General features: G+C 62.4%; 21 protein-coding genes. 4 read left to right on the top strand and 17 right to left on the bottom strand.

Features of this window, described 5'->3' with window-relative positions; all coding sequences use genetic code 11:
* Positions 1 to 53 precede the first annotated feature (53 nt).
* A complete protein-coding gene (locus M5J06_RS04270) occupies positions 54 to 1682 on the top strand; it encodes an ATP-binding cassette domain-containing protein (RefSeq protein ID WP_250224050.1) in 1629 nt (542 codons plus the stop codon).
* Here M5J06_RS04270 and M5J06_RS04265 read toward each other — a convergent pair.
* The 9 genes from M5J06_RS04265 to M5J06_RS04225 form a co-directional block, all read right to left on the bottom strand.
* Positions 1679 to 3061: a protoporphyrinogen oxidase gene (locus tag M5J06_RS04265; RefSeq protein ID WP_250224049.1), complete on the bottom strand. Its 1383-nt coding sequence runs from the start codon at positions 3059 to 3061 to the stop codon at positions 1679 to 1681. The two genes, M5J06_RS04270 and M5J06_RS04265, sit on opposite strands and share 4 nt — an antisense overlap.
* Complete coding sequence (gene hemE / locus M5J06_RS04260) at positions 3062 to 4102, bottom strand: uroporphyrinogen decarboxylase (RefSeq protein ID WP_250224048.1); 1041 nt, start codon at positions 4100 to 4102, stop codon at positions 3062 to 3064.
* 38 nt (positions 4103 to 4140) lie between these two features.
* Positions 4141 to 4638, bottom strand: coding sequence for a tellurium resistance protein TerC (locus M5J06_RS04255; protein ID WP_070521085.1), 498 nt, complete (start codon positions 4636 to 4638; stop codon positions 4141 to 4143).
* Complete coding sequence (locus tag M5J06_RS04250; protein ID WP_250224047.1) at positions 4635 to 5333, bottom strand: hypothetical protein; 699 nt, start codon at positions 5331 to 5333, stop codon at positions 4635 to 4637. The genes M5J06_RS04255 and M5J06_RS04250 overlap by 4 nt, the downstream gene beginning before the upstream one ends.
* A 10-nt stretch (positions 5334 to 5343) precedes the next feature.
* Positions 5344 to 6321 (bottom strand): porphobilinogen synthase, encoded by a 978-nt coding sequence (gene hemB, locus M5J06_RS04245; protein ID WP_250224046.1) that lies wholly within the window; start codon positions 6319 to 6321, stop codon positions 5344 to 5346.
* A 62-nt stretch (positions 6322 to 6383) separates the two neighbouring features.
* Positions 6384 to 8090, bottom strand: a complete 1707-nt coding sequence (locus tag M5J06_RS04240) for a bifunctional uroporphyrinogen-III C-methyltransferase/uroporphyrinogen-III synthase (RefSeq protein WP_250224045.1) — start codon at positions 8088 to 8090, stop codon at positions 6384 to 6386.
* A 178-nt stretch (positions 8091 to 8268) separates the two neighbouring features.
* On the bottom strand, positions 8269 to 9159 hold the full coding sequence (gene hemC / locus M5J06_RS04235) for a hydroxymethylbilane synthase (RefSeq protein ID WP_070533958.1): 891 nt from the start codon (positions 9157 to 9159) through the stop codon (positions 8269 to 8271).
* The gene (locus tag M5J06_RS04230; RefSeq protein WP_154736755.1) at positions 9160 to 10536 is read right to left on the bottom strand and encodes a glutamyl-tRNA reductase; all 1377 of its coding nucleotides are present in this window, start codon (positions 10534 to 10536) and stop codon (positions 9160 to 9162) included.
* A 104-nt stretch (positions 10537 to 10640) separates the two neighbouring features.
* Positions 10641 to 10880, bottom strand: a complete 240-nt coding sequence (locus M5J06_RS04225; protein WP_070533963.1) for a glutaredoxin family protein — start codon at positions 10878 to 10880, stop codon at positions 10641 to 10643.
* 66 nt (positions 10881 to 10946) lie between these two features.
* Between M5J06_RS04225 and M5J06_RS04220 the strand changes: the two genes are divergently transcribed.
* Entirely contained in the window at positions 10947 to 12002 is a 1056-nt protein-coding gene (locus M5J06_RS04220) for an HAD-IB family hydrolase (RefSeq protein WP_230310910.1), read from the top strand.
* Here the strand turns inward: M5J06_RS04220 and M5J06_RS04215 are convergent.
* Positions 11999 to 12577, bottom strand: a complete 579-nt coding sequence (locus M5J06_RS04215; RefSeq protein ID WP_070521105.1) for an LURP-one-related/scramblase family protein — start codon at positions 12575 to 12577, stop codon at positions 11999 to 12001. The genes M5J06_RS04220 and M5J06_RS04215 overlap by 4 nt on opposite strands.
* 195 nt (positions 12578 to 12772) lie before the next feature.
* Here M5J06_RS04215 and M5J06_RS04210 point away from each other — a divergent pair, with 195 nt between their 5' ends.
* A complete protein-coding gene (locus M5J06_RS04210) occupies positions 12773 to 14008 on the top strand; it encodes an HNH endonuclease signature motif containing protein (RefSeq protein WP_083306441.1) in 1236 nt (411 codons plus the stop codon).
* A gap of 138 nt (positions 14009 to 14146) precedes the next feature.
* Here the strand turns inward: M5J06_RS04210 and M5J06_RS04205 are convergent, their stop codons facing one another.
* The 5 genes from M5J06_RS04205 to M5J06_RS04185 form a co-directional block, all read right to left on the bottom strand.
* Positions 14147 to 14248 carry a 30S ribosomal protein bS22 gene (locus M5J06_RS04205; protein ID WP_003855542.1) on the bottom strand — a complete coding sequence of 34 codons (102 nt, stop codon included), beginning with the start codon at positions 14246 to 14248 and terminating at the stop codon, positions 14147 to 14149.
* 244 nt (positions 14249 to 14492) lie between these two features.
* Positions 14493 to 14681, bottom strand: a complete 189-nt coding sequence (locus M5J06_RS04200) for a helix-turn-helix domain-containing protein (RefSeq protein ID WP_010189818.1) — start codon at positions 14679 to 14681, stop codon at positions 14493 to 14495.
* 200 nt (positions 14682 to 14881) lie between these two features.
* The gene (gene proC / locus M5J06_RS04195) at positions 14882 to 15673 is read right to left on the bottom strand and encodes a pyrroline-5-carboxylate reductase (protein ID WP_250224044.1); all 792 of its coding nucleotides are present in this window, start codon (positions 15671 to 15673) and stop codon (positions 14882 to 14884) included.
* A gap of 202 nt (positions 15674 to 15875) precedes the next feature.
* Complete coding sequence (locus M5J06_RS04190; protein ID WP_250224043.1) at positions 15876 to 16712, bottom strand: Rv0497 family membrane protein; 837 nt, start codon at positions 16710 to 16712, stop codon at positions 15876 to 15878.
* 9 nt (positions 16713 to 16721) lie between these two features.
* A complete protein-coding gene (locus M5J06_RS04185; RefSeq protein WP_083306442.1) occupies positions 16722 to 17651 on the bottom strand; it encodes a Ppx/GppA family phosphatase in 930 nt (309 codons plus the stop codon).
* Between the two features lie 33 nt (positions 17652 to 17684).
* Here M5J06_RS04185 and M5J06_RS04180 point away from each other — a divergent pair, with 33 nt between their 5' ends.
* Positions 17685 to 18566 carry a DUF3109 family protein gene (locus M5J06_RS04180; protein WP_144676248.1) on the top strand — a complete coding sequence of 294 codons (882 nt, stop codon included), beginning with the start codon at positions 17685 to 17687 and terminating at the stop codon, positions 18564 to 18566.
* Here M5J06_RS04180 and M5J06_RS04175 read toward each other — a convergent pair.
* Positions 18563 to 19261, bottom strand: coding sequence for a response regulator transcription factor (locus M5J06_RS04175; protein WP_144676246.1), 699 nt, complete (start codon positions 19259 to 19261; stop codon positions 18563 to 18565). The two genes, M5J06_RS04180 and M5J06_RS04175, sit on opposite strands and share 4 nt — an antisense overlap.
* Complete coding sequence (locus M5J06_RS04170; RefSeq protein WP_144676244.1) at positions 19258 to 20523, bottom strand: sensor histidine kinase; 1266 nt, start codon at positions 20521 to 20523, stop codon at positions 19258 to 19260. Before M5J06_RS04170 ends, M5J06_RS04175 begins: the two co-directional genes overlap by 4 nt.
* Positions 20524 to 20540: the final 17 nt, after the last annotated feature.

The raw sequence follows: 20540 nt of genomic DNA, 5'->3' as shown, positions 1-20540 counted from the left end.
TCCTAATTCGACGTCACACTTTTTACACGACTTACTCGAAGGTGGATTTCTTCATGCCTATTTCTTTTTCTCATCTCACCGTCGTTTGGCCCGACGGCACCCCTTGTTTCACGGACCTCACCGGTACGTTTTCCTCCAACTTCACCGGACTGGTCGGGGCGAATGGTTCCGGAAAGTCATCGTTGGCCAAGGTCCTTGCTGGCCTCATTGCCCCGACTTCGGGAACGGTATCCGCGGGCTCAGTCCTCTATGTCGACCAGGATTTAGGCCTCCATACGTCTAGCACCATCGCCGATGTCTTTGGCGCGACCGAAGTCCTCAACGCCATTGCCCGCATTGAGGCTGGCGAATACTCGGAAGAGCTCGCCGCCACTGTTGGTGAGCAGTGGGATTTGGCAGAGCGCATCGAAGCGGCTCTCGACGCTGCGGGTATCCCCTTCCCGCTGGATCGCACTATCGGCACATTGTCGGGTGGTGAAGCCGTGACCGTGGCGCTGACCGCCGCATTCTTCCGCAAGCCGGATGTCCTCATCCTCGACGAGCCCACCAACAACCTGGACTCCGAATCGCGCCAGCGCCTGCTCGAGCTCATTCGCACCGCGCCGATGCCGGTTCTCGTCGTCTCACACGACCGCGAGCTCCTCGCGCACGCGGATAGCATTGCGGAGCTCTACCACGGAACACTTCGCGAGTTCGAGGGAAACTACTCCTCCTACCACGCAGCGATTGATGCCGAGCAGGATTCCGCGCAGGCCAAGGTCCGAGAGACCAAGGCCGAACACCGCAAACAAATCCGCGAGCGCGCCGCCATGCAGACCCGCATTGCGCGCGATGCCCGCCGCGGCAAGAACTTCGCCGCCTCGAAGCGCAAACCCGGCATGGCCATGGGCTTGGACAAGAACCGTTCTGAGCGCTCGGCCGCTGGGCGTTCTCAACAGGCCAACGATGCAGTGGCTGCCGCCCTGTCGGCTCATGACAAGGCACAGCGCGCGCTTCGCGACGACACCCATGTCCACATCGACCTCCCCGGCACTGAGCTGCCCGTGGGCACCCGCGTGCTGGTCAGCGATCTGCTCAGCATTACTGGCCCTGAGCGTGTTCGCCTCGCCGGGCCCAACGGCAGCGGCAAGACCACCTTCCTCAACCGCATCGCCCGCGGCGACGTCGAGTACGCGCTGCCCTGCGGATACATCCGCCAACGCATCGTCCTGCCTGAGGAGAAGTCGGTGCTCGACATCGTGCGGGAGGCCAACCCCAACGCGGACCCGCAGTTCCTGCGCGACCAGCTGGCCCAAATGCTCTTTATCAACGACAAGATCCACCAGCCAGTGGGCCAGCTTTCTGGTGGCGAGCGCTTCCGCGTCGAAATCGCCCGCGTCTTGCTCAGCGACCCAGCCCCGCGCTTTCTGCTTCTCGACGAACCGACAAACAACCTCGATATCCCCACCACCGATTGGCTGATTGAGGTGCTCACGAGCTACCGCGGGGCATTCATCCTGGTCAGCCACGACGAGCACGTGTGCGAGCAGCTCAACCTCACAACGACCGTTTCCATGGATGACTACAACTCGCTCCGTGAAACGGAATACCTTCTGCGTTCCCCTCGCAATGCAGAGCGACTACGTAACTCCATCGACCAGCTGAAGACATCTGACAAAAGGCAGGCGCCGACAGCGGGCTAGCTGACGAGTGCCTGCGCGGCAGCGCGGGCGCCGGCGATGACGGCGGGCACGCCGACTCCATCGGCCCAAGCGCCGGCGGTGGCGATACCGGGGACGTCGGCAAGCGCGGCACGCACGGCGGCAACGGTAGCCAGGTGCTTTTCGTCATAGCGGGGGATGCCGCCGAACCAGCGCTGCGTGTAGATCTCCTCCACGCCGGCGGCGCGGCCGTCGAAGCCGGTGATCTTCTGCAGGTCATCGAGGGCATAGTCCACCAGGTCATCTTCCTCCGCACGCACGAGGGCGTCATCGCCGAAGCGGCCGAAGGAGGCACGCACGAGGAAGCCCTCGCGCTCGCCCAAGTGCGGCCACTTGTTAGAGGAGAGCGTGAAAGCCTTGGCGCGCACGTCTGGTTCGTCGGAGGCAACGAGGATGCCAGTGGCCTCCGGAAGGGAGTTGCCCTCCGGATCCGTGGCGGAGGCGAAGTTGAAGCCGACGACCACCGAGGAAGCCAGCTGGACGGTGGACAGTTCCTGAGCAGCCTCAGGGGCAACAGCCTTGAGCAGGCGCGCGGTCGTAGGTGCCGGGGTGGCAAAGAGCACGCGGTCGAAGGGGCCGATATCCCCCGGCGCGCCCTTGACTTCAAAGGCATCGCCCTTGCGCGTCACTCCGGAGACGAAGGTGTCCAGGTGAATCTGCGCGCCGGACTTCTCAGCCAGGGCCTCGTAGAGCTCGGCATAGCCGCCCTTGAAGGTGCCGAAGACGGAGCCTTCGGCCGGGCTGCGGCCGGACTCGATCTGTTTGATTGCCGCCGACAGGGTTACCGGGCCCTCTTTCGCCAGCGAGTCCAGCGTGGCCGCTAGGTGCGGAACCGTGGCGCGGAGGCCCAGGTCATCGGCCGTACAGGAGTACACACCGCCGAGGAGCGCGGAGACCACGTGGTCCACCACGTCATCGCCGTATTGCTGGCGCACGAGCTTGCCCACGGAGACATCCCCGCCGACTTCCCACTCAAAGGGCTGCTCGTTGGTGATGCGCTCATTGGTGGCAGCGGAGAAGAAGTCCTGCGGCGCGGAAGGAATACCCATGACACCGCCCTGTGGCAAGAAGTGCAGCTCGCCGCCGGTATACACGCGGGGGCGCAGCTGACTGTTGGGTTCCACGAAGGAATCCTCCAAGCCCAGCTCCGTGAAGAAGTCCACGGCATCTTGGCGGCGGCGGATGAAGGCCTCCGCGCCCATGTCCGTGGGGCCGCCGTTGAAAGCCACGGTGTGCAGCTTGCCGCCGATGCGATCGGCCGCCTCGAAAACATAAACCTCATGGGAGCCCTCAGTGTTGTGCTTGAGTTCCCACGCGGCGGTGAGTCCCGCCAGTCCAGCACCAATGATCGCGATTTTCATTTAGCCCTCCTCGTGGATGATGGCGACGGCGCGGGTGATGGCGTCGGCGTCGGTAGTCGGCAGAACCCCGTGGCCGAGGTTCCAGATGTGTCCCTTCACGTCGCCACGCTCCCTTGCGCGGGCGACCTCTGCCTTGATGGTGTGCACGCCCTGGCGCACCGCCTCCTCGCCGGCAAAGAGCAAGGCTGGATCAAGGTTGCCCTGCAGGATGTCTGCATCGACGCGTGCCGCGGCAGCATCCATGCTCACGCGGTAATCCACGCCCATGACCTCCGAACCGGCCTCCGACATCGCGCCGAGCAACTCGCCGGTTCCCACGCCGAAGTGAATGCGCGGCACGCGGCCCTCCGCGGCCTTAAGGATCTGCGTTGAATAAGGCAGAACGAACTCGCGGTAGTCGCGCTCGTTGAGGTAGCCCGCCCAGGAATCAAAGAGTTGCATCGCATCGATGCCCGCCTCCAGCTGGAGCTGAAGGAAAGAGATGATCGTCGGGGTCAGGCGCTCCATGAGCTGGTGCCAGGTATCTGGCTCGGAATGCATCAGGGCCTTGGTGCGCTCATGATTCTTCGAGGGGCCGCCCTCAATGAGGTAGCTGGCCAAAGTGAAAGGCGCGCCGACAAAACCGATGAGAGCCTGCTTATCGGTGAGCTCGTTCAGAATGATCTCAATGCCCTGGCGCACCTCGGGCACGTCGACGTCGAGGATAGGCAGGTTCGCCACATCCTCCTTGCTGCGCACGGGCGCTTCCATGACTGGGCCGCGCCCAGGGACGATTTCCACGCCGACGCCCGCAGCCTTGAGCGGGACGACGATATCGCTGAACAAGATGGCCGCGTCAACGTCGTGGCGGCGCACTGGCTGCAGGGTAATCTCCGCCAGCAGCTCCGGCATGAAGCAGGAATCCAGCATGCTGATTCCCTCACGGACCTTGCGGTACTCCGGCAAAGAACGCCCCGCCTGGCGCATGAACCAGACGGGTGGACGGGAGGGCGTATGACCAGTAGCGGCAGCAATCAGCGGCGCATCAGACAGACGAGACATACCGTCCATTATGAATCAAAAGTTGGAGTGGGCGCCAATCAGGAATTCTGCGCCCGACGGGCCTTAATGAACGCCGTCGAGTCTGGATGAAAGAGGAAGAAGATTCCCACCATGAGCGCCATCGGAATGAGCAACAAGAGCAGCCCGCCCACGCCGGCAATCAGCGCCGCTATGCTGACGAACATGGCATAGGCGGAAACCGCGGTAATGATGCGGCGCGCCCACACCGAACCGTTTGCCAACTGCGCGGAGCACGCCGCAATGATGACAGCGCTCACCACATGAGAAATGGCAGCAAAGCGCGTATTGAAACGGATATAGCCCACCTGCTCTGGGCTGAGTTCGGGGTTGGTCACCGAGCCATAGGAGCCAAAAAGCCCCACCATTCCGGCGGTCAACATCACAACGGCGGCAACCACAAAGACCCAATAGGAGATGCGCAACTGGGAAGGCCAGGTGGAAAGATCCTGCTCGCCCTGCTTCTTGGGGCGGCGCGGGCGGCGGTTATAGTCCGCGGGGCCGGGGCGGTCATTCATCGTTCGCCGTCCTTGTCTCTTTCTTTCTCCTTGTCCTTGTTTTTCTTCTCGCGCTCCTCAAGGTTTTCCTGGCGGCGCTGCTCTTCCATCTCCTTGCGCATCTGGCGCATCTGTTCCATCTCGCCGGTGTACTCAAGAACTTCTTCCTTGGAGGAGAAGATCAAGCCCATGACGGCGGCCACGCCGACGAGGATCTGCACACCGCCATCGAGAACGAACAGCCAGTCCGGAACGCTCGCCCCAGCGGGGCTGCTCATGAAGACGATGAGCACGCGGAAGGCGAAGTAGAGGGAGAAGGCGAACCACAGGCGGCGGCCGGTGCCGGCCGCCGAGGAGTTCTTGTGGATTAAGCCCAGCATGATGCCCAGCAGGACGACGATGGCGAGCGATATCAGCGAACTGAACGCCACCGAGCCATAGCCCACGAGCTGCACGAGGGCATCGCTGACGTCCTGCCCGGACTTTTCCGCTGCGGACTCCGCGGTGGTGCGCGCCTGGGCAAAGAGCTCGTCCCTATTCAACAGGGTCAGCACGATGCTCAGGACTAGGTGCACCACCTCAAACACCAAGGCAACGGCCCACAACTTGAGCATGAGGGAAACGGCTTCGGTGCGAGTGGCCTTCTCCTTATCCGGCTCCTTGTCCTGCTTCACCGGCTTCTGCGCCGACGAAGCCGTGTTCGGGCTGAACGTCACGATTCTCCTTTTACTTGAGCAAGCGGGCGGCGTCCGTGGCGAAGTACGTCAGGATCTGGTCCGCGCCCGCGCGCTTGAACGCGGTCAAGGACTCCAGCATAACGGCCTCACCATCGATCCACCCGTTCTGGGCGGCTGCCTGAATCATCGCATACTCGCCGGACACCTGGTACACGGCTACCGGCACGGAGGAGCGCTCCACGGCACCGGCCAACACGTCGAGGTACGGCAGGCCGGGCTTCACCATGACGATGTCCGCGCCTTCCTCGATGTCCAGGTCCACCTCCAGCATGGACTCGCGGAAGTTGCGTGGGTCCTGCTGGTAGGTGCGGCGGTCGCCCTCCAAGGAGGAACCCACCGCATCGCGGAAGGGACCAAAGAAGGAGGAGGCGTACTTGGCCGAGTAAGCCATGATGGCAACGTCCTCGTGGCCGGCCTCATCGAGGGCCTCGCGGATGGCGGCAATCTGGCCGTCCATCATGCCGGAGGGGCTGACCATGTGCGCACCGGCGCGGGCCTGCGAGCGGGCCATGTCCTGGTAGAGCTCGACGGTTTCATCGTTGAGCACGCGGCCCTTGTCATCGATCACACCGCAGTGGCCGTGCGAGGTGAACTCATCGAGGCAGGTATCCGCCATCACGATGAGGTCATCGCCGAACTCTTTGCGCAGCTCGGCAATCGCGACGTTGAGAATGCCCTGCGGGTCCCAGGCCACGGAGCCGGTTGCATCCTTGTCTTCCTCACGCGGCACACCGAAAAGGTCAACGCAGGTCACGCCGGCGTCAAGTGCCTCGTGGGCGGCGCGCTTGAGGGAATCCAAGCTGTGCTGCGCCACGCCCGGCATGGAGGGGATCTCGCGGGCTTCATCCAGACCATCGACGACGAACATCGGGAGGATGAGGTCGGAGGGGCGCAGCGACGTTTCCGCAACCAAGTCCCTAAAAGCCGGGTTCTGACGCAGGCGGCGGGGGCGGCGAGCAATGCTCATGAGTAAAAACTCTCCTTTGAGCTACGAGAAAATCTAAAGTACTTTCTCGACTCTAGTCGCCCCTAATCTGCCTTCCCAGCAGTGGTCGACGCCGACTTCTTGCGCGAGCGGCGCTTCTTGCGCGGAGCAGGCAGGTTGCCGGCGGCGCGGAGGGCGGCGACGTGGTCAGCGAGGGCGTCGACAAGCGTCGGCACATCCGCGACCTCCGGGACCACGTCCACGCGCAGCCCCACCTCCTCGGCCGCCGCCTTGGTGGAGGGGCCGATGCACGCGATGATGGTCCGGGCATGGGGCTTGCCGGCGATGCCGACGAGGTTGCGCACCGTCGACGGCGAGGTAAAGGCCACCGCATCGAAGCCACCGGACTTGATCATGTCGCGGATCTCCGCCGCCGGCGGGGCCGCGCGCACGGTGCGGTAGGCCACCACGTCATCGACTTCCCAGCCCAAGTCCAACAGACCGTTCACCAGAGTCTCGCCGGCGATATCAGCGCGCGGCAGCAACACGCGGCCCACGGCGTCGATGTCCTCAACGTAGTTGGGGAAGACCTCCACGAGGCCCTCGGCATTCTGCTTCCTCGCTGGCGGCAGAAGCTCCGGGACCATGCCCTTGGCGCGAATCGCATCGGCGGTCTTCTGCCCCACTGCCGCCAGGTGCACACCGGCGAAGTCGCGGGCATCGAGGCCGAGTTCCGCAATCTTCTTCCACACCGCGCTCACCGCATTGACGGAGGTGAACACGACCCACTTGTAGCGGCCTTCGACGATGCCCTTGATAGCGCGGTCCATCTGCGCCGGGTTGCGCGGCGGTTCCACGGAGATGGTGGGCACCGACTGCGGAATAGCGCCGTGACCAGCCAGGCGGGCGCTCATCGCCGCGGCCTGCTCCTTCGTGCGCGGCACGAGCACGCGCCAGCCATAGAGCGAACGGTTCTCCCACCAGGAGTACTTCGAGCGATCATCAAAGCTGCGGCCCAGCGTGACGACGAGTTCGCCCGGCAGCTCAGCGTCGAGCTTGCCCAGCGTGCCCAGAGTGGTCTCGTGGGTGCGCTGCAGGCGGGTGGTGCCGTGGACGGTGACGTAGGCTTCCGTCTCCGCGGGCATCCCGCGCTCCACCAGCTCGGCGGAAATCACCGGCAGGTCATCTGCCGTGGCCTGCAAAACCAGCGGCTGCGTCGCAGAGGCCAGCGCGTCCCAATCCGCACCTTCGGTGATGTCGGCCTCGGTATAGGTCGCACCGAGAGCAATACCTGCAAAAGACGGAACCGTCGAAGGCAGGGACATGCCCGGGACCACCTGGAATTCCATGCCCGCATTGGCCACGGCGGTGATTTCCGCCTTGATGGACTCGCGGTTGAGCGGGTTTCCGGTGACCAGGCGGATCACGTCGTGGCCCTCTGCGCGCTCGAGTGCTGCACGCAGTTGCTTGACGACGTCCCCCTCGACCTCCTCAAACACCGCCGCCGTCGGCGGGGCTGGGCGTGGCGGCTTGCGGCGCGCGCCCGCTTCCTTTGCGGCGGCGCAGATACGCTCGTACTCTTCCTCGGCGGCGTCGAGAAGCTCCTGCGGAACCGGCACTTGCTGCGCCACCATGTCGCGCACGCCTTGTGAAACGGCGGCGTCGGTCACAACGTTGGCGGTCGTCTCCAGAACCTCGCGGGCGCGAACGGTCAGCAGGTCGGGGTTACCTGGGCCGGCACCGACGAAGACGACTTTGCCCAGATCAGACTTACCCAGCTCAGGCTGGGTATCCGGCACGGCATTGCTCATAAGGTTCTTTTCTAGTTTGTGGATTCCGAGTGCCCCGGCGCCACGCGTGGCGGGCGCGGGAAATGGAGACAAGAAAGCCCCTCACTCGCGAGTTAAGGGGGCCTAAATCATTGCTCTCAATGATTGTGTGCTAGATACACACTAAAGGAAAAGGCCCCAAAGCAAAAATTACGTGCGATTACTCCGCTGCCAGGAGGTCTGCAGCTCCCTGCGCGAAGAGCTCCTTGGAGACCGCGCGCCCCAATTCTTCTGCCTCGCTGGCCTCGCCCTGGGCCTGAGCGATGAGCTGACGAGAACCATCGAGGGCGAAGACTCCGCCGCGCACGACCAGTTGCTCGCCTTCCCAGTGAGAGACCGCGGCAACCGGCGCGGTGCAGCCGGCTTCTAGCCGGGAGAGCACGGTGCGCTCGGCGCGGGTGGCGGCGGTGGCGGGGGCGTCGGCAAGCAGGGCAATGGCCTGTGCAGCCTCCGTTCCCTTCACTGCCTCGATGGCCAGCGCGCCCTGTGCCGGGGCGGGCATGAAAACCTCCGGGTCGAAGACCTCGGTGGCGCGATCGGCATAGCCCGCGCGCACGAGGCCGGCGTAGGCCAGGAGGACGGCGTCGAGCTCGCCACCGGTGACCTTGCCCATGCGGGTATCGATATTGCCTCGAAGTGGGCGAATGTCAAGGTCCGGGCGCAGCGCCCGCAACTGGCTGATGCGGCGCGGCGCGGAGGTACCTACGCGTGCGCCCTCCGGCAGCTCCTTGAGGGTCAGGCCATCGCGGGCGATAAGCGCTTCGCGGATGTCCTGGCGCTGCGGAACCACAAGGTCGAAGCGTTCGTCGGCAGCCGTGGGCAGATCCTTGAAGGAGTGCACCGCGATCTCGCACTCGCCGCGGGCAACGGCCTCACGCAGGGCCTGCGTAAATACGCCCACGCCGATGCGCTCCACGGGCGCCATGTTGACATCCCCCTGCGTGGTGACGATGTGCAGCTCTGCCTCATAGCCTGCCTGCTGCAGCCACTCCTGCACGTGCCCCGACTGCGTGGTGGCCAGGAGGGATCCTCGGGTGCCGATCGTCAACATCTATGCGTCCTTTTCTTCCTTAGTGCTTTCCGCGGCTTCCATCTGCGCGGCATCCGGCAGCTCCGCCACGTCAATGGCCACACCGCTGCCCTCTAGCTGGAGCCCAAAGAGTTCCTGCAGCGCGGTCTCGTGGCTCACCGTTCCGGAGTTGGCTGCGAGCTTCTTCGCACGAACCGTGGGCTCATGGAGCAGCTTATCTGCAACGCGCTTGAGAGCACGGTTGATGTCTCCCATCTGGCGCTCATCCAGCTCTGGGTGCTTCTGCTCCAGCCGCGCTACCTCGCACTGAACCAGGTTCGCTGCCCGCTTGCGCAGCGCCGATACCGCCGGGACGACGTCGCGGACGCGCTGCTCGGAAGCATAGGCTTCCAGCTCTTCATTGACGATGCGCCGCGCCTGCGCGTGGGGGCTGGTGCCGGCGGCAAGGTCAGTATCGGCCGCCTGCAAAGAATTACTCAGCCTCTCGATGTTAACGAGGTCGACCCCCTCGACATCTGCTACCGCATCATCGATATCGCGCGGCAAGGAGAGATCCACGAGCATGAGCTCGCGGTCGGCCACGTGGTAACGCTCGACGTCGGCCGCTGAAATGGTGAAATCCTGGGCGCCCGTGGCAGAAATCGCCATGTCCACATCGTGCAAAGCCTGGGCGCGGTGCGCGAACTCAACGACGTCCGCATAGACGCCCGCTTCATGGGCATGTTCCGCCACGCGCTGGGCGCGCGCCAGGGTGCGGTTCGCAATAACCAGGTGTGCTCCCAAGCGCCCCGCGTGGGTTGCCGCTAGCGAGGCCATTGCACCCGCCCCCAAGATCAGCACGCGCTTGCCGTCGAGATCGTCCGTGCCCATGCGGCTCAGGGCCTGATCGAAAGCGAAAGAGACCATGGAGGATCCCGCCTCATCGATCTCGGTTTCGGAATGCACCCGCTTGCCGGTGCGCAGCGCGGACTGGGCCAGCGCGTGGATACGCGGCCCGACGGTTCCCTGCTCGACAGCGAACTGATAGGCGGTACGGACTTGACCGATGATTTGCTGCTCACCTACCACCATCGAGTCCAAGCCCGAGGCCACCATCATGAGGTGCTCAGCGGCGGCGTCGGCATAGCGAACATAAAGGTAGGAGCGCAGTTCCTCCTCCCCCACGCCGGAGACTTCAGCGAGGTTGCGCACGACATCCTGCACGCCGGTGTGGAAGGAATTGGTAACGGTGTAGACCTCCAGGCGGTTGCACGTGGAGATAATCATCGCCTCGCTCAGCGAGCCTGCCGACACCATGGCCCGGCACGTATGGTTCTGCACGGTCTCGTCCATGCTCAGCTTTTCCAGCAGCGCCACCGGCGCCGACTGATGCGACATGCCCACGACGAGCACACTCATGCACTACCCTCCAGTTGTTTATCATCCCTTTGGATGACATAGATCATCCAAAAGACTACTAGCCTTCTGCTTGTTTCCGAAACTCGCGGGAACGCCGAAGAAAACTACTGCGCCAGCGCCTGCGCTAGCTCCTCGTTGTCCACTTCCCAACAGGAGAATTCCTCCCCATCAATCACTACAACGGGGACGCGATCACCATATTCCATGGCCAGCTCCGCATCCTCATCCACCGTGCGCACGTTAAGCTCCGCACCAGCCTGCTGGACCACCGGAGTAATCTGCTCGAGCACTCGCGCGCAGGAGCCACACGTAGTACGCACCATCAGCTCGACGACGTGGGACATAGAAACTCCTCGATAGGACGTAGAACGGTTCGCGGTTTACTATGGACACGTTAGTCTGCCCGCCCTATGAAAGCTGAACTCGTGCCCCTCCCCCTGCCTCCCGGTATGCCCGATTCTCCCCGCGAGTTCCTTGCCAACTGGACCGCAAGCAGGGGAAACCTACGTAACTTCTTGGAGCAACAGGCCTTTGCCCCGCTGGGTGAGGAGCACCAGCGGGCGGCAGGTGAGGCATCGGCAGCTGCGGCGGTGGAACATCTCTTTGGCATTGACCTGGATGCGTTTTCCTCTGGCGTGGATTCCGTCCGGGGATCCTTCGAATCGGCGGGTTCACGCTCCATCACTGAGCCCGACCCAGACATCCCCCAGGACGTTGGCGCCGCCGCCTTCTTCGACGTGGATAACACGTTGATCCAAGGCTCCTCGCTCGTAGCCTTCGCGCTGGGGCTTGCGCGCCGCCGCTACTTCAAGCTTTCTGAGATCCTTCCCATCGCGTGGAAGCAGCTCAAATTCCGCGTCTCCGGTTCGGAGAATGCCGCGGACGTAGCCGCCGGGCGCGTGCAGGCGCTCGAGTTCGTCAAGGGCCGCTCGGTGGATGAGATGGTGGCCCTGTGCGAGAGCATCGTGGACCAATCCATGGCACGCAAGGCCTACCCGGGCACGAAACAGCTAGCCCAGATGCACCTCGATGCCGGCCAGCAGGTATGGCTGGTTACCGCAACCCCCGTGCAGCTGGCGCAGATTCTGGCGCAGCGTTTCGGTTTCACGGGTGCGCTCGGCACCGTGGCGGAAGTAAAAGATGGCCGCTTCACCGGCCGCCTCGTGGGCGATATCCTCCACGGCTCGGGCAAGAAGCACGCCGTGGCAGCACTGGCTACCTTGGAGAACCTCGACCTTGAGCGCTGCACCGCCTACTCCGACAGCTCCAACGACGTCCCGATGCTCTCCATGGTGGGAACCCCCGTGGCCATTAACCCGGATTCCAAGCTGCGCGATATCGCGGAGGAAAAAGGCTGGCTCATCCGCGACTACCGCTCCGTGCGCAAGGCCGTGCGCACCTATGGCCTCCCGGCGCTGGCCACCGCGCTCTTTTCCTATGGAAGCTGGCGCATGGTGCGCCGCTAGCTACTGTTCTGCTGCTTGGTGCGCAGCATATCCATGCACATGACCGCACCGATGAGCCCCGCATGCTGCTGCGGGTCGAGCCCCGGCGCGATGCTGAGTTTGTAGGTATTCTTCCCGGCTAGGAACCGTCCCACGCCTGACCATTCGTTGCGGACCTCCGCCAGCGGCTGACCCTGGCTGGTAATCGTGATATTCCAATCCCAGACATCGCCTTCAATTTCAATCTCTGGGAAGCCTTCCATCTCCAAGGTCAGGCGCGTCTTTAGCAGGGAGAACTTCTTGGTCACCACTGCCATGGGCTTCTCGACGCCCGGCAAATACACCTCATATGTATCCCGCACGAAGTTCGGCGGATCCTTGATCACCATGAGCGGTTGCTGCGGATTGCCCTGCTCATCCGTGAAGGCAACCTCGAGGCTGCGGGAGGCATTGAAGAACATGTCCTTCATGCTCGACGACTGCACGATGGTGCCCACGGGCACGCCTTGTTCATCGGCGATCAGGAACTGATCCTGCATGAAGGACTTTGTCTGTGAGATAACCAGGTTGTCAAGGGTCAAGAGTCTAGGCAACATAGTTCGCCATCATACGTACGCAGCGGACGCCTGTGGGGCCGGAAGACAATACTCCCCACTGATGCAAAGAGGGCGCTTGTATGTCTCAAATACCTCGAGGAAATACCTACATTCCCCAGGTCATAGTAGATGTCCGGGGCGTGTTTTATAGTGCGCGTAGAACATACAAGCGACACCATAAACCTGGGGGACACCGTGAACACCGCCACTCAAACCGCCTACTTTTCCCATATGAACCCTGACTGCGCCCTCGCCGTGGAGCGCAGCGCCGCCCGCCGCGCGGACTATCGCTCTTGGGTAGCTGCCATGCCAGAGCTCGATGAGGATTTTGATGTTGCGTGCCAGAGGCTCGTCGCCAAGCTTGGCGTCGGTGACTACACCGTGAGTGAATGCTGCCTGGCCGTGCACCGCCTCACGGAGCTACCGCAGGTCAAGGCCCTGCAGGACAGTCAGTTTCTGTTGGACATGAAGGCACTCATCACCATCGACCGCACCCTGACGAAGCTCGGCAAGCTACCTCCGGAAACGCTCGCGCTTATCGACGATGCCCTGGTCGATTACTTCACCCCCACCTCCCCGAATCAGGTCTTCCCTACACCGGCGCAGATTGGGCGCAAGGTGCGCGATATTTGCAAGAGCATCAATAAAGCTTTTACCTTCCGCGATTCGCCGAAGAAGGACTCTTATACTTTTACCGATACTGGCAAGCGCGGCATCCTTGAGCTCAATACGGACAGTGCCACGGGGATGATTCTGGATGGCTACATCAAACAGGCAGCGAAGGAGAACGGGCTCTCGCAGGCTGATGCCCTAAAGAAGCTCATCGCCGGCAGCATCTCTCCGCCCGCGACCATCATTCTGCACACCTACCAAGCCAGTGATATCGACAACGCTCCCACCTTCATCCAAGGGTACGGATGGACATCGCAGGACATGCCCGCCACACGCACGCGCGACCTGTCCTCCCAGCCGCCGGAATCAGCCAGCTACATAGCTTCAGAGCTCATCCGCAAATATGTGGAAGGCCGCGATGGCACCTGCCGCGCACCGGGCTGCAACCGGCCCGCCTACCTATGCCAGATGGACCACCGCATCAACTATGCCGACGGCGGCGCCACGCACCCGCGCAACCTGGCCAGCCTGTGCCAACACCATCACAATATGAAGACTGATGGGCGCGCGCACTACATCATGGACCCACACACCGGGGATATGGTGTGGCTCTACGAGGATGGGACGTGGGCAACGACGGAGCCGACCGGCCCGCTGGCAAAGAAAGCGAAGCGTTGGGCACAGACGGTAGCCCAGAAAATCACGGCCACCCGCGAGCGCGCCCAAGAGGAAGCTGTCCAGCAGGAAGCTAAGGAAGCGCAGGCCGCTGCCAAGGAACCCCACACTCCAAGCGCACCGCAGGAAGACATTCCGTTCTAAGCGGCTCCGTCGTCTAAAACGACGTCGTGTGAAACGACGGAGAGGTCGTCTGAAATGACGGATAGAAAGGAGAATAGATAGCAGAAACTCCCCGCCACGATCCTAAAAAGGACCATGCGGGGAGTTGCAGGCGAAGCTTTACTTGCCCAGCTTACGACGCTGAACGCGGGTGCGGCGCAGCATCTTGCGGTGCTTCTTCTTGGACATGCGCTTGCGGCGCTTCTTGATGACAGAACCCATAGCAGGTTTCCTCACTTTCGGTATCAGTACGTACGTAACCCGGCCGGCAACGCCTGGAACAAAACCACCCACGGTGCACTCGAGGCGGTCCCCGCGAAACAGGGAGACGCAGGCATGCCAGTGCCGAAACGAATGTTCACTATCTTACCTAGCGGCCTGCCCAGCACCAAAACTAAGGGCAGCGCCCACCGCCGTGGACCGCGAGGGGTCCGCAGTGGTGGGCGCTGCCAGAAAGAGGTGAACGCTAGGCTCCGTATACGGAAGCCTCAAGGTATTCCTTGACGGCGGATTCGTGAACGCGGAACGAGCGTCCCACGCGCACGGCCGGCATGTCACCTGCATGAACCAACCTGTAGACCGTCATCTTGGAGACACGCATGATCTCCGCAACTTCGGCGATGGTCAGGAAAGTTCCCTTATCTTCATTCGTCATAGTTTATTTAACCCTTCAGCACGTGACGCGCTGTAGGCTTCCCCTCCCACAGGACTATCACGCACGCGCTCCTGCCAGCTTAGCGTGAAACCTGTGACTAATGCGACCCAAGAGCTAATTTTTTCCTCTTTCGCACCGCTGCTGCCCTTCAAGCCCGTGTGGCAACACGTGCCACAGGGCTCCCAGGGCGACGGGACGTTTTAGGCAAGTTCCTGCGCACGCTGGGTGCAGGCTTCAGCGGCTCGGAAGAACGCGCCTCGCAGGCCAGACTCCTCGAGCTCGCGAAGAGCGGCGGCAGTGGTTCCCCCCGGGGAGGTCACCCCTGCGCGCAAAGCAACCGGATCCTTGCCGGATTCAGCCAGCATCGTTCCGGCGCCTTGTGCGGTGCGGGTGGCCAGCTTCTCAGCAACATCGCGGGTGAGGCCGAGCTGCACGCCGGCGTCGATCAGCGCCTCCGTGACTAGGAAGTAGTAGGCGGGCGCGGAGCCGGCCAGAGCGGTAGCAGCATCGATGTGTTTTTCCTCGATGACGGCAACCTCGCCGACAGCCTCCAGGAGCTTGACCACGCCTTCGAGCTGTTCCTCCGTCACGTGGGTGCCGCCCGCGCAGGTGCACATGCCCTTGCCCACCAACATGGGGGTGTTCGGCATGACGCGGACGACCGGCACGCCCTCCCCAGCGGCCTTCTCCAGGGTCTCGAGAGTTAAGCCGGCTGCCATGGACACAACCACGGCCGTCTGTGGGATGTCGAGCCCCTCAAGAAGCTCCACGATGGCATAAGGCTTCACGCAGGCGAAGATGTAGTCGGCGCCGTCGATAGCCGCGGCGTTATCACTTGTGACGCTGACGCCGTAGGCGCTCTTCAACTCCTCGCCGCGCTCGGCGCGGCGGTTGGTCACCACGATGTCCGCGGCATCATAGCCCGCATGCACCAGCCCAGAAACGAGGGCTTCGCCGATTTGTCCTCCACCAAGTACTGCAATTTTTGTCATGCTTTCCAGGGTGCCAGAAAGGCTAGGACGCGGCCACCAATCAACAGGGCTGCTCGCACGCTAACCTCACACATGCAAAAGGCATCTTCCAGAAGGCGTTTTCTGCCCTGAAGATGCCATTTACAGCAAAATAGATGGCGTTTTCAGGGGCAAAGATACCTTCTGGCAGATGCCTTTGAGAAGATGCCCTTTGGGCTGGTGCTTACATCACCACGAGCAGCGGGCCAAAGGTCAGCACGAGACCGGCCACGGCTGCGAGGAACATGGACAAACCGTCGCGGCTCGTGCGGAGTGCGTGGACGATTCCGACGATGACGCCGGTGACAACAACACCGAGTACCACGACGACCAAGCGGTCAAAGCGGTCCCAGAGAATCTCAAAGCCCTTGAACACGATGGCTCCGAGCACGATGCCCACGAGGGCCAGCAGGACGACGGCGAAGGGGTTGAGCTTGCCCTCGTCCTCCTCGTCATAGTCTTCGTCGTACTCTTCAACATCTTGGTCGACTGCCTCGAGCTCACCCGTGGTAAAGGTGTCATCCTCGGCCTTGTCATCAACTTTATCGTTGGCCTTTGGCTCGACCTTTGACTGGGCCTTGTCTTCAGCCTTCTTGGGCTCGTCCTTGACCTTCTGGATTACGCGCGTGTCCTCGTCAGAGGGCTGGGAAGGCTTGGACTCAGATTCGGTTGGCTTCTCCACAGGGATGGCAGCACCGTGAGACCTATCAGCGTCCTTCTGCGGGGCCTCCTGCTTGGCAACCTCCTGATTCGGAGCTTCTTCCTTCGAGGCCTCTTGCTGAGACTTCTCCTTCTTCGGTGCAGGGATAACCGGGGCCGGCTCATCGATGGAGACACTCGAGTGCTTAGCCTCTGCCGGAGTTGCCTTGACCTTTTCAAGATTGCCGGTCAGCTCCGCAACCGAGATGCCGCCTTCGTCAAGGCTCCGGCGATGGCGGCGCGAGCTCTTCTCCTCGCCGGATCGGTCCTTCGCGTTACGGGCCAGCAGCTCCGCAACTGTCAACTGTTTCTTGTCAGCCACGTTTCTTTCCTATTCCAGTCCCTTATCGGTACGGCGCAAAATGACACCTTCTCGGAGAGCCCAGGGGCAGATCTCCAGCTTTTCGATTCCCAGGGCACGCATGCTCGCCTCCGCCACTAAAGCGCCGGCGACGATCTGATGCGATCGGGTAGAACTTACACCCTCAAGGTCCGCCCTGTCAGCTGCAGTCATACGGGAAATGAAGGAAATCAGCTGACGCAGGCCCGGCGCAGTGAGCGTGCGTTTCACATAGGGGCCCGCCGAAGACGGTGCAGCACCGGTCAATCGAGCCAGCGTGCGGAAGGTTTTCGAGGTACCCACGGCCAACCCGGCAGGGCCCAGCGCGCGCATTTTATCGGCGACGCCGGCCAGTTCCGCATCGATGTAATCCCGCAGCAGGTTCACCTTGGATTTTTCTGGCGGGTCGGTATCGAACCAGTTGTGAGTCAGACGGCCCGCTCCCAAATCGAGGGAGAAAGCCATTTCCGGATGCTCGTCGGTACCGGTGGACAGCTCCAGCGAGCCACCACCGATGTCGAGGTTGGTAATGCGGCCAGCGGACCAGCCATACCAACGGCGAGCGGCCAGGAAGGTCAACCGAGCTTCCTCCTCGCCTGACAAGATCTCGAGGCGGACGCCGGTTTGTTTCTCAACTTCGTCGAGAACCTTGGCCGAATTAGTGGCCGAGCGCACGGCAGAAGTAGCAAAGGCAATGAACTCGTCACAGCCCAGCTTGTTGCCCAACTCAGCGGCTTCACCCACGGCGGAGATGAGCTTCTTCATGCCCTTCTCGTGGATGTTGCCGTCTTTATCTAGCTGTTCCACCAGACGCAGCGGGGTCTTCCAATCGCTCATCGGCGAAGGCCGCCCACCGGTTGCGGCGTCGACCGCAACGAGGTGGACGGTATTACTTCCGACGTCTAATACACCTAATCGCACGCCTCTACAGTAGTAGGTCTACCGTGGGTAGGTGTGAATCGCCCGAAATCAACAGAAGTTTACCTGGGTTTTCCGGCCTCCTCCCCCGCGGCGGCTTCCATTGTGGCCGGCCGCGAAAAGGCCCCCGACTTCCCCAGAGAGTGGTTCGAATTTACGGATCCGCACGATCCACTCCACGTCTTTTCTATCGACCTGACCTGGCTCGAATCGCACTATGCCTGCCAGTTTGGGACGGAGAGGTGCCACGGCATCGATAAGCAACAGCCCGACGTCGGCTGCTGCGTGCACGGCGCGTACATGGCCGATGAGACGGATCGGGAGCAGCTTCGCGACGCCGTCGCCCGCATGCCCGCGCGCTTCTGGCAGCACCGCCCAGAGGGGGTAGATGAGTTCCTGAAGCACGGTGAACCTGAGGAGCTGGAGCCCTGGCTGGAGTGGGATGAGCTTGACGGCGATGATGGCGAACCGGAACCGGCGCTGAAGACGCCGCTTGTCGACGGCGCCTGTGTCTTCGCCAACCGTGCCGGCTGGCCCACGGGCGCGGGCTGCGCTATCCATCAGTGGGCGCTCGACGCGGGGGAAGAGCTCACCGTGGTCAAGCCCGAGGTGTGCTGGCAACTGCCGATTCGCCGGCACGAAGACTATGAGGAGCGGCCCGACGGGGAGGAAATCCTGCGCACCACCATCGGTGAGTACGACCGCCGTGGGTGGGGCAACGGCGGCGAGGACTTCGACTGGTATTGCTCGGCTGATCCCTCCTGCCACATCGCGGAAGAACCGCTGTGGAAATCGCAGAAAACCGAGCTCATCGCACTACTCGGCGAGGAGTGCTACGAGATTCTGGCCACGCACTGCGAGGCCCGGGCGCGCTCCGGAGTCGAGTTCCCGCGGCACCCAGCGGACCCTCGCGCTTAAGCCTCGAATTTGTAGCCCAGGCCGCGTACCGTCACGAGCTGCTGCGGGTGGGAAGGCTCGGCCTCGATCTTGGAGCGGAGGCGCTTGACGTGGACGTCGAGAGTCTTTGTGTCACCCACGTAGTCCGCGCCCCAAATACGGTCGATGAGCTGACCGCGGGTCAGCACGCGCCCAGAGTTGCGCAGCAGGTACTCGAGGAGATCAAACTCCTTAAGCGGCATGGGTACCGGCTCGCCGGCGACAAGCACGGTGTGGCGCTCCACGTCCATGCGCACGCGGCCGCCTTCCAGAATCTGCTCGTCAGGCTCCTCCCCACCGTGCTCGGAAGAGGCATCATTGCCACGGCGCAGCACCGCGCGGATGCGGGCGATGAGTTCACGGGAGGAATAGGGCTTGGTCACATAATCATCCGCGCCCAGCTCTAGCCCCACGACCTTGTCAATTTCAGAGTCGCGCGCGGTCACCATGATCACCGGCACGGAGGACGTGGCACGCAATTGCTTGCACACGTCCGTTCCGGACATGCCCGGCAGCATGAGGTCCAGCAAGACGATGTCCACGTGGTTCGCTGCGAACTGTTCTAGCGCGCTGGGCCCGTCCGGGGCGAGGAGAACGTCGAATCCCTCCTTTCGGAGGAGGAAGGCGAGGGGATCGGCCAGCGACTCTTCATCTTCAACGATGAGGATGGTGGTCATTGCGCTTTATCCTTTCGACGAGCGGCTACGCGCGCCACGGCGCGCTGCAAACCAGGGGCGGCGGAGCTGACGGCCCCATCTTCTATATTATCCCGATGAATAAGATTATCTGCTGGCTTTTCTTCTGCGTAGATAGGGAGCTCGATTGTGAACGTCGAGCCAGTTCCGGGGCGTGACCACAGTTTGATATTGCCACCGTGATTAGCCACGACATGCTTCACTATGGCCAGACCAAGGCCGGTTCCACCGGTCTGCCGGGACCGCGCCTTATCCACGCGGAAGAAGCGCTCAAAGACCCGCTTCTGGTCTTCTGGGGCAATGCCGATTCCGCGGTCGGTGACCCGGATGTGGACAACCTTTCCGCCGACGACCTTCTGCGTGACCGACACCGGCATCTCATCCGGCGAATAGTGGATGGCATTTGAGATGAGGTTGGAGATCGCCGTGACCAAGAGAGACTTATCCCCCATCACCTGGACCCCCTCGGAATCACCGCGGGTGAGCTGATTGTGGTGGGAATCGGCGGCAAGCTGGTTGCGGATAATGGCCTCATCGATGATCTCATCGAGGTCGAGCGGCTCCATTTCCGGGAGCGCCTCAGCACCCTGCAGTTTAGACAGGGAAATGAGCTCGCTGACCATGTCGGCCATGCGCGCTGCTTCCTTCTGCACCTTGCTGCCGAAATACTCGACATGCTCGGGATTCCCGGTGTCCTCAAGGAGGGCCTCAGCCAGCAGCGCGATGCCGCCCACCGGGGTTTTCAACTCGTGGGACACGTTGGCTACGAAGTCACGGCGAGCGGATTCCATGCGCACCGACTCGGACTCGTCGGTGCCGTAGACGATGACGAAGCGATCGTCGTTGAGCGTCAGCGGCTGGACCACCGCACGCACCTGAATCACGCGATTTCCGGTGCGCCGCTTCGGGATAGAAAGGTCCAGCGTTCGGGCCTCCTTATCCTCGAAAACCTCCTGCGCTACCTTCCACAGATCGGGGTTCACCGCACGGTCGTGCACCATCGACATCTCATGGGAGGCAGGGTTAGAAAAGATGATCTCTTTGGAACGCGAGAGCACGGTCATCCCGGCTGGAGAGCCAGCCACGGCGAGGTGCAAGACCTGGCTTACGCTGGTGACCTGATTCGCATCCGCATCACGGACGCGACGGCGCACCAGGCGCTCGCGGACCCGGGTGATCACCGGTATGGCCAGGCCACAGGCCACCACACCGGCTAAGAAAGCTAGTACCAGTTCCACAATCATTCACGCCCCTACAAAGA

This window comes from Corynebacterium intestinale (genome assembly GCF_023574125.1).
GTDB lineage: Bacteria > Actinomycetota > Actinomycetes > Mycobacteriales > Mycobacteriaceae > Corynebacterium > Corynebacterium hesseae.
This window is presented reverse-complemented; position numbering and strand designations above follow the sequence as displayed.

What these genes read in the sequence shown, in the direction of transcription:
- M5J06_RS04270 (WP_250224050.1), top strand. Translation starts at nt 54, where the DNA reads ATGCCTATTTCTTTTTCTCATCTCACCGTCGTTTGGCCCGACGGCACC.
- M5J06_RS04265 (WP_250224049.1), bottom strand. Translation starts at nt 3,061, where the DNA reads ATGAAAATCGCGATCATTGGTGCTGGACTGGCGGGACTCACCGCCGCG.
- hemE (WP_250224048.1), bottom strand. Translation starts at nt 4,102, where the DNA reads ATGTCTCGTCTGTCTGATGCGCCGCTGATTGCTGCCGCTACTGGTCAT.
- M5J06_RS04255 (WP_070521085.1), bottom strand. Translation starts at nt 4,638, where the DNA reads ATGAATGACCGCCCCGGCCCCGCGGACTATAACCGCCGCCCGCGCCGC.
- hemB (WP_250224046.1), bottom strand. Translation starts at nt 6,321, where the DNA reads ATGAGCATTGCTCGCCGCCCCCGCCGCCTGCGTCAGAACCCGGCTTTT.
- M5J06_RS04240 (WP_250224045.1), bottom strand. Translation starts at nt 8,090, where the DNA reads ATGAGCAATGCCGTGCCGGATACCCAGCCTGAGCTGGGTAAGTCTGAT.
- hemC (WP_070533958.1), bottom strand. Translation starts at nt 9,159, where the DNA reads ATGTTGACGATCGGCACCCGAGGATCCCTCCTGGCCACCACGCAGTCG.
- M5J06_RS04230 (WP_154736755.1), bottom strand. Translation starts at nt 10,536, where the DNA reads ATGAGTGTGCTCGTCGTGGGCATGTCGCATCAGTCGGCGCCGGTGGCG.
- M5J06_RS04225 (WP_070533963.1), bottom strand. Translation starts at nt 10,880, where the DNA reads ATGTCCCACGTCGTCGAGCTGATGGTGCGTACTACGTGTGGCTCCTGC.
- M5J06_RS04220 (WP_230310910.1), top strand. Translation starts at nt 10,947, where the DNA reads ATGAAAGCTGAACTCGTGCCCCTCCCCCTGCCTCCCGGTATGCCCGAT.
- M5J06_RS04215 (WP_070521105.1), bottom strand. Translation starts at nt 12,577, where the DNA reads ATGTTGCCTAGACTCTTGACCCTTGACAACCTGGTTATCTCACAGACA.
- M5J06_RS04205 (WP_003855542.1), bottom strand. Translation starts at nt 14,248, where the DNA reads ATGGGTTCTGTCATCAAGAAGCGCCGCAAGCGCATGTCCAAGAAGAAG.
- M5J06_RS04200 (WP_010189818.1), bottom strand. Translation starts at nt 14,681, where the DNA reads ATGACGAATGAAGATAAGGGAACTTTCCTGACCATCGCCGAAGTTGCG.
- proC (WP_250224044.1), bottom strand. Translation starts at nt 15,673, where the DNA reads ATGACAAAAATTGCAGTACTTGGTGGAGGACAAATCGGCGAAGCCCTC.
- M5J06_RS04175 (WP_144676246.1), bottom strand. Translation starts at nt 19,261, where the DNA reads ATGACCACCATCCTCATCGTTGAAGATGAAGAGTCGCTGGCCGATCCC.
- M5J06_RS04170 (WP_144676244.1), bottom strand. Translation starts at nt 20,523, where the DNA reads ATGATTGTGGAACTGGTACTAGCTTTCTTAGCCGGTGTGGTGGCCTGT.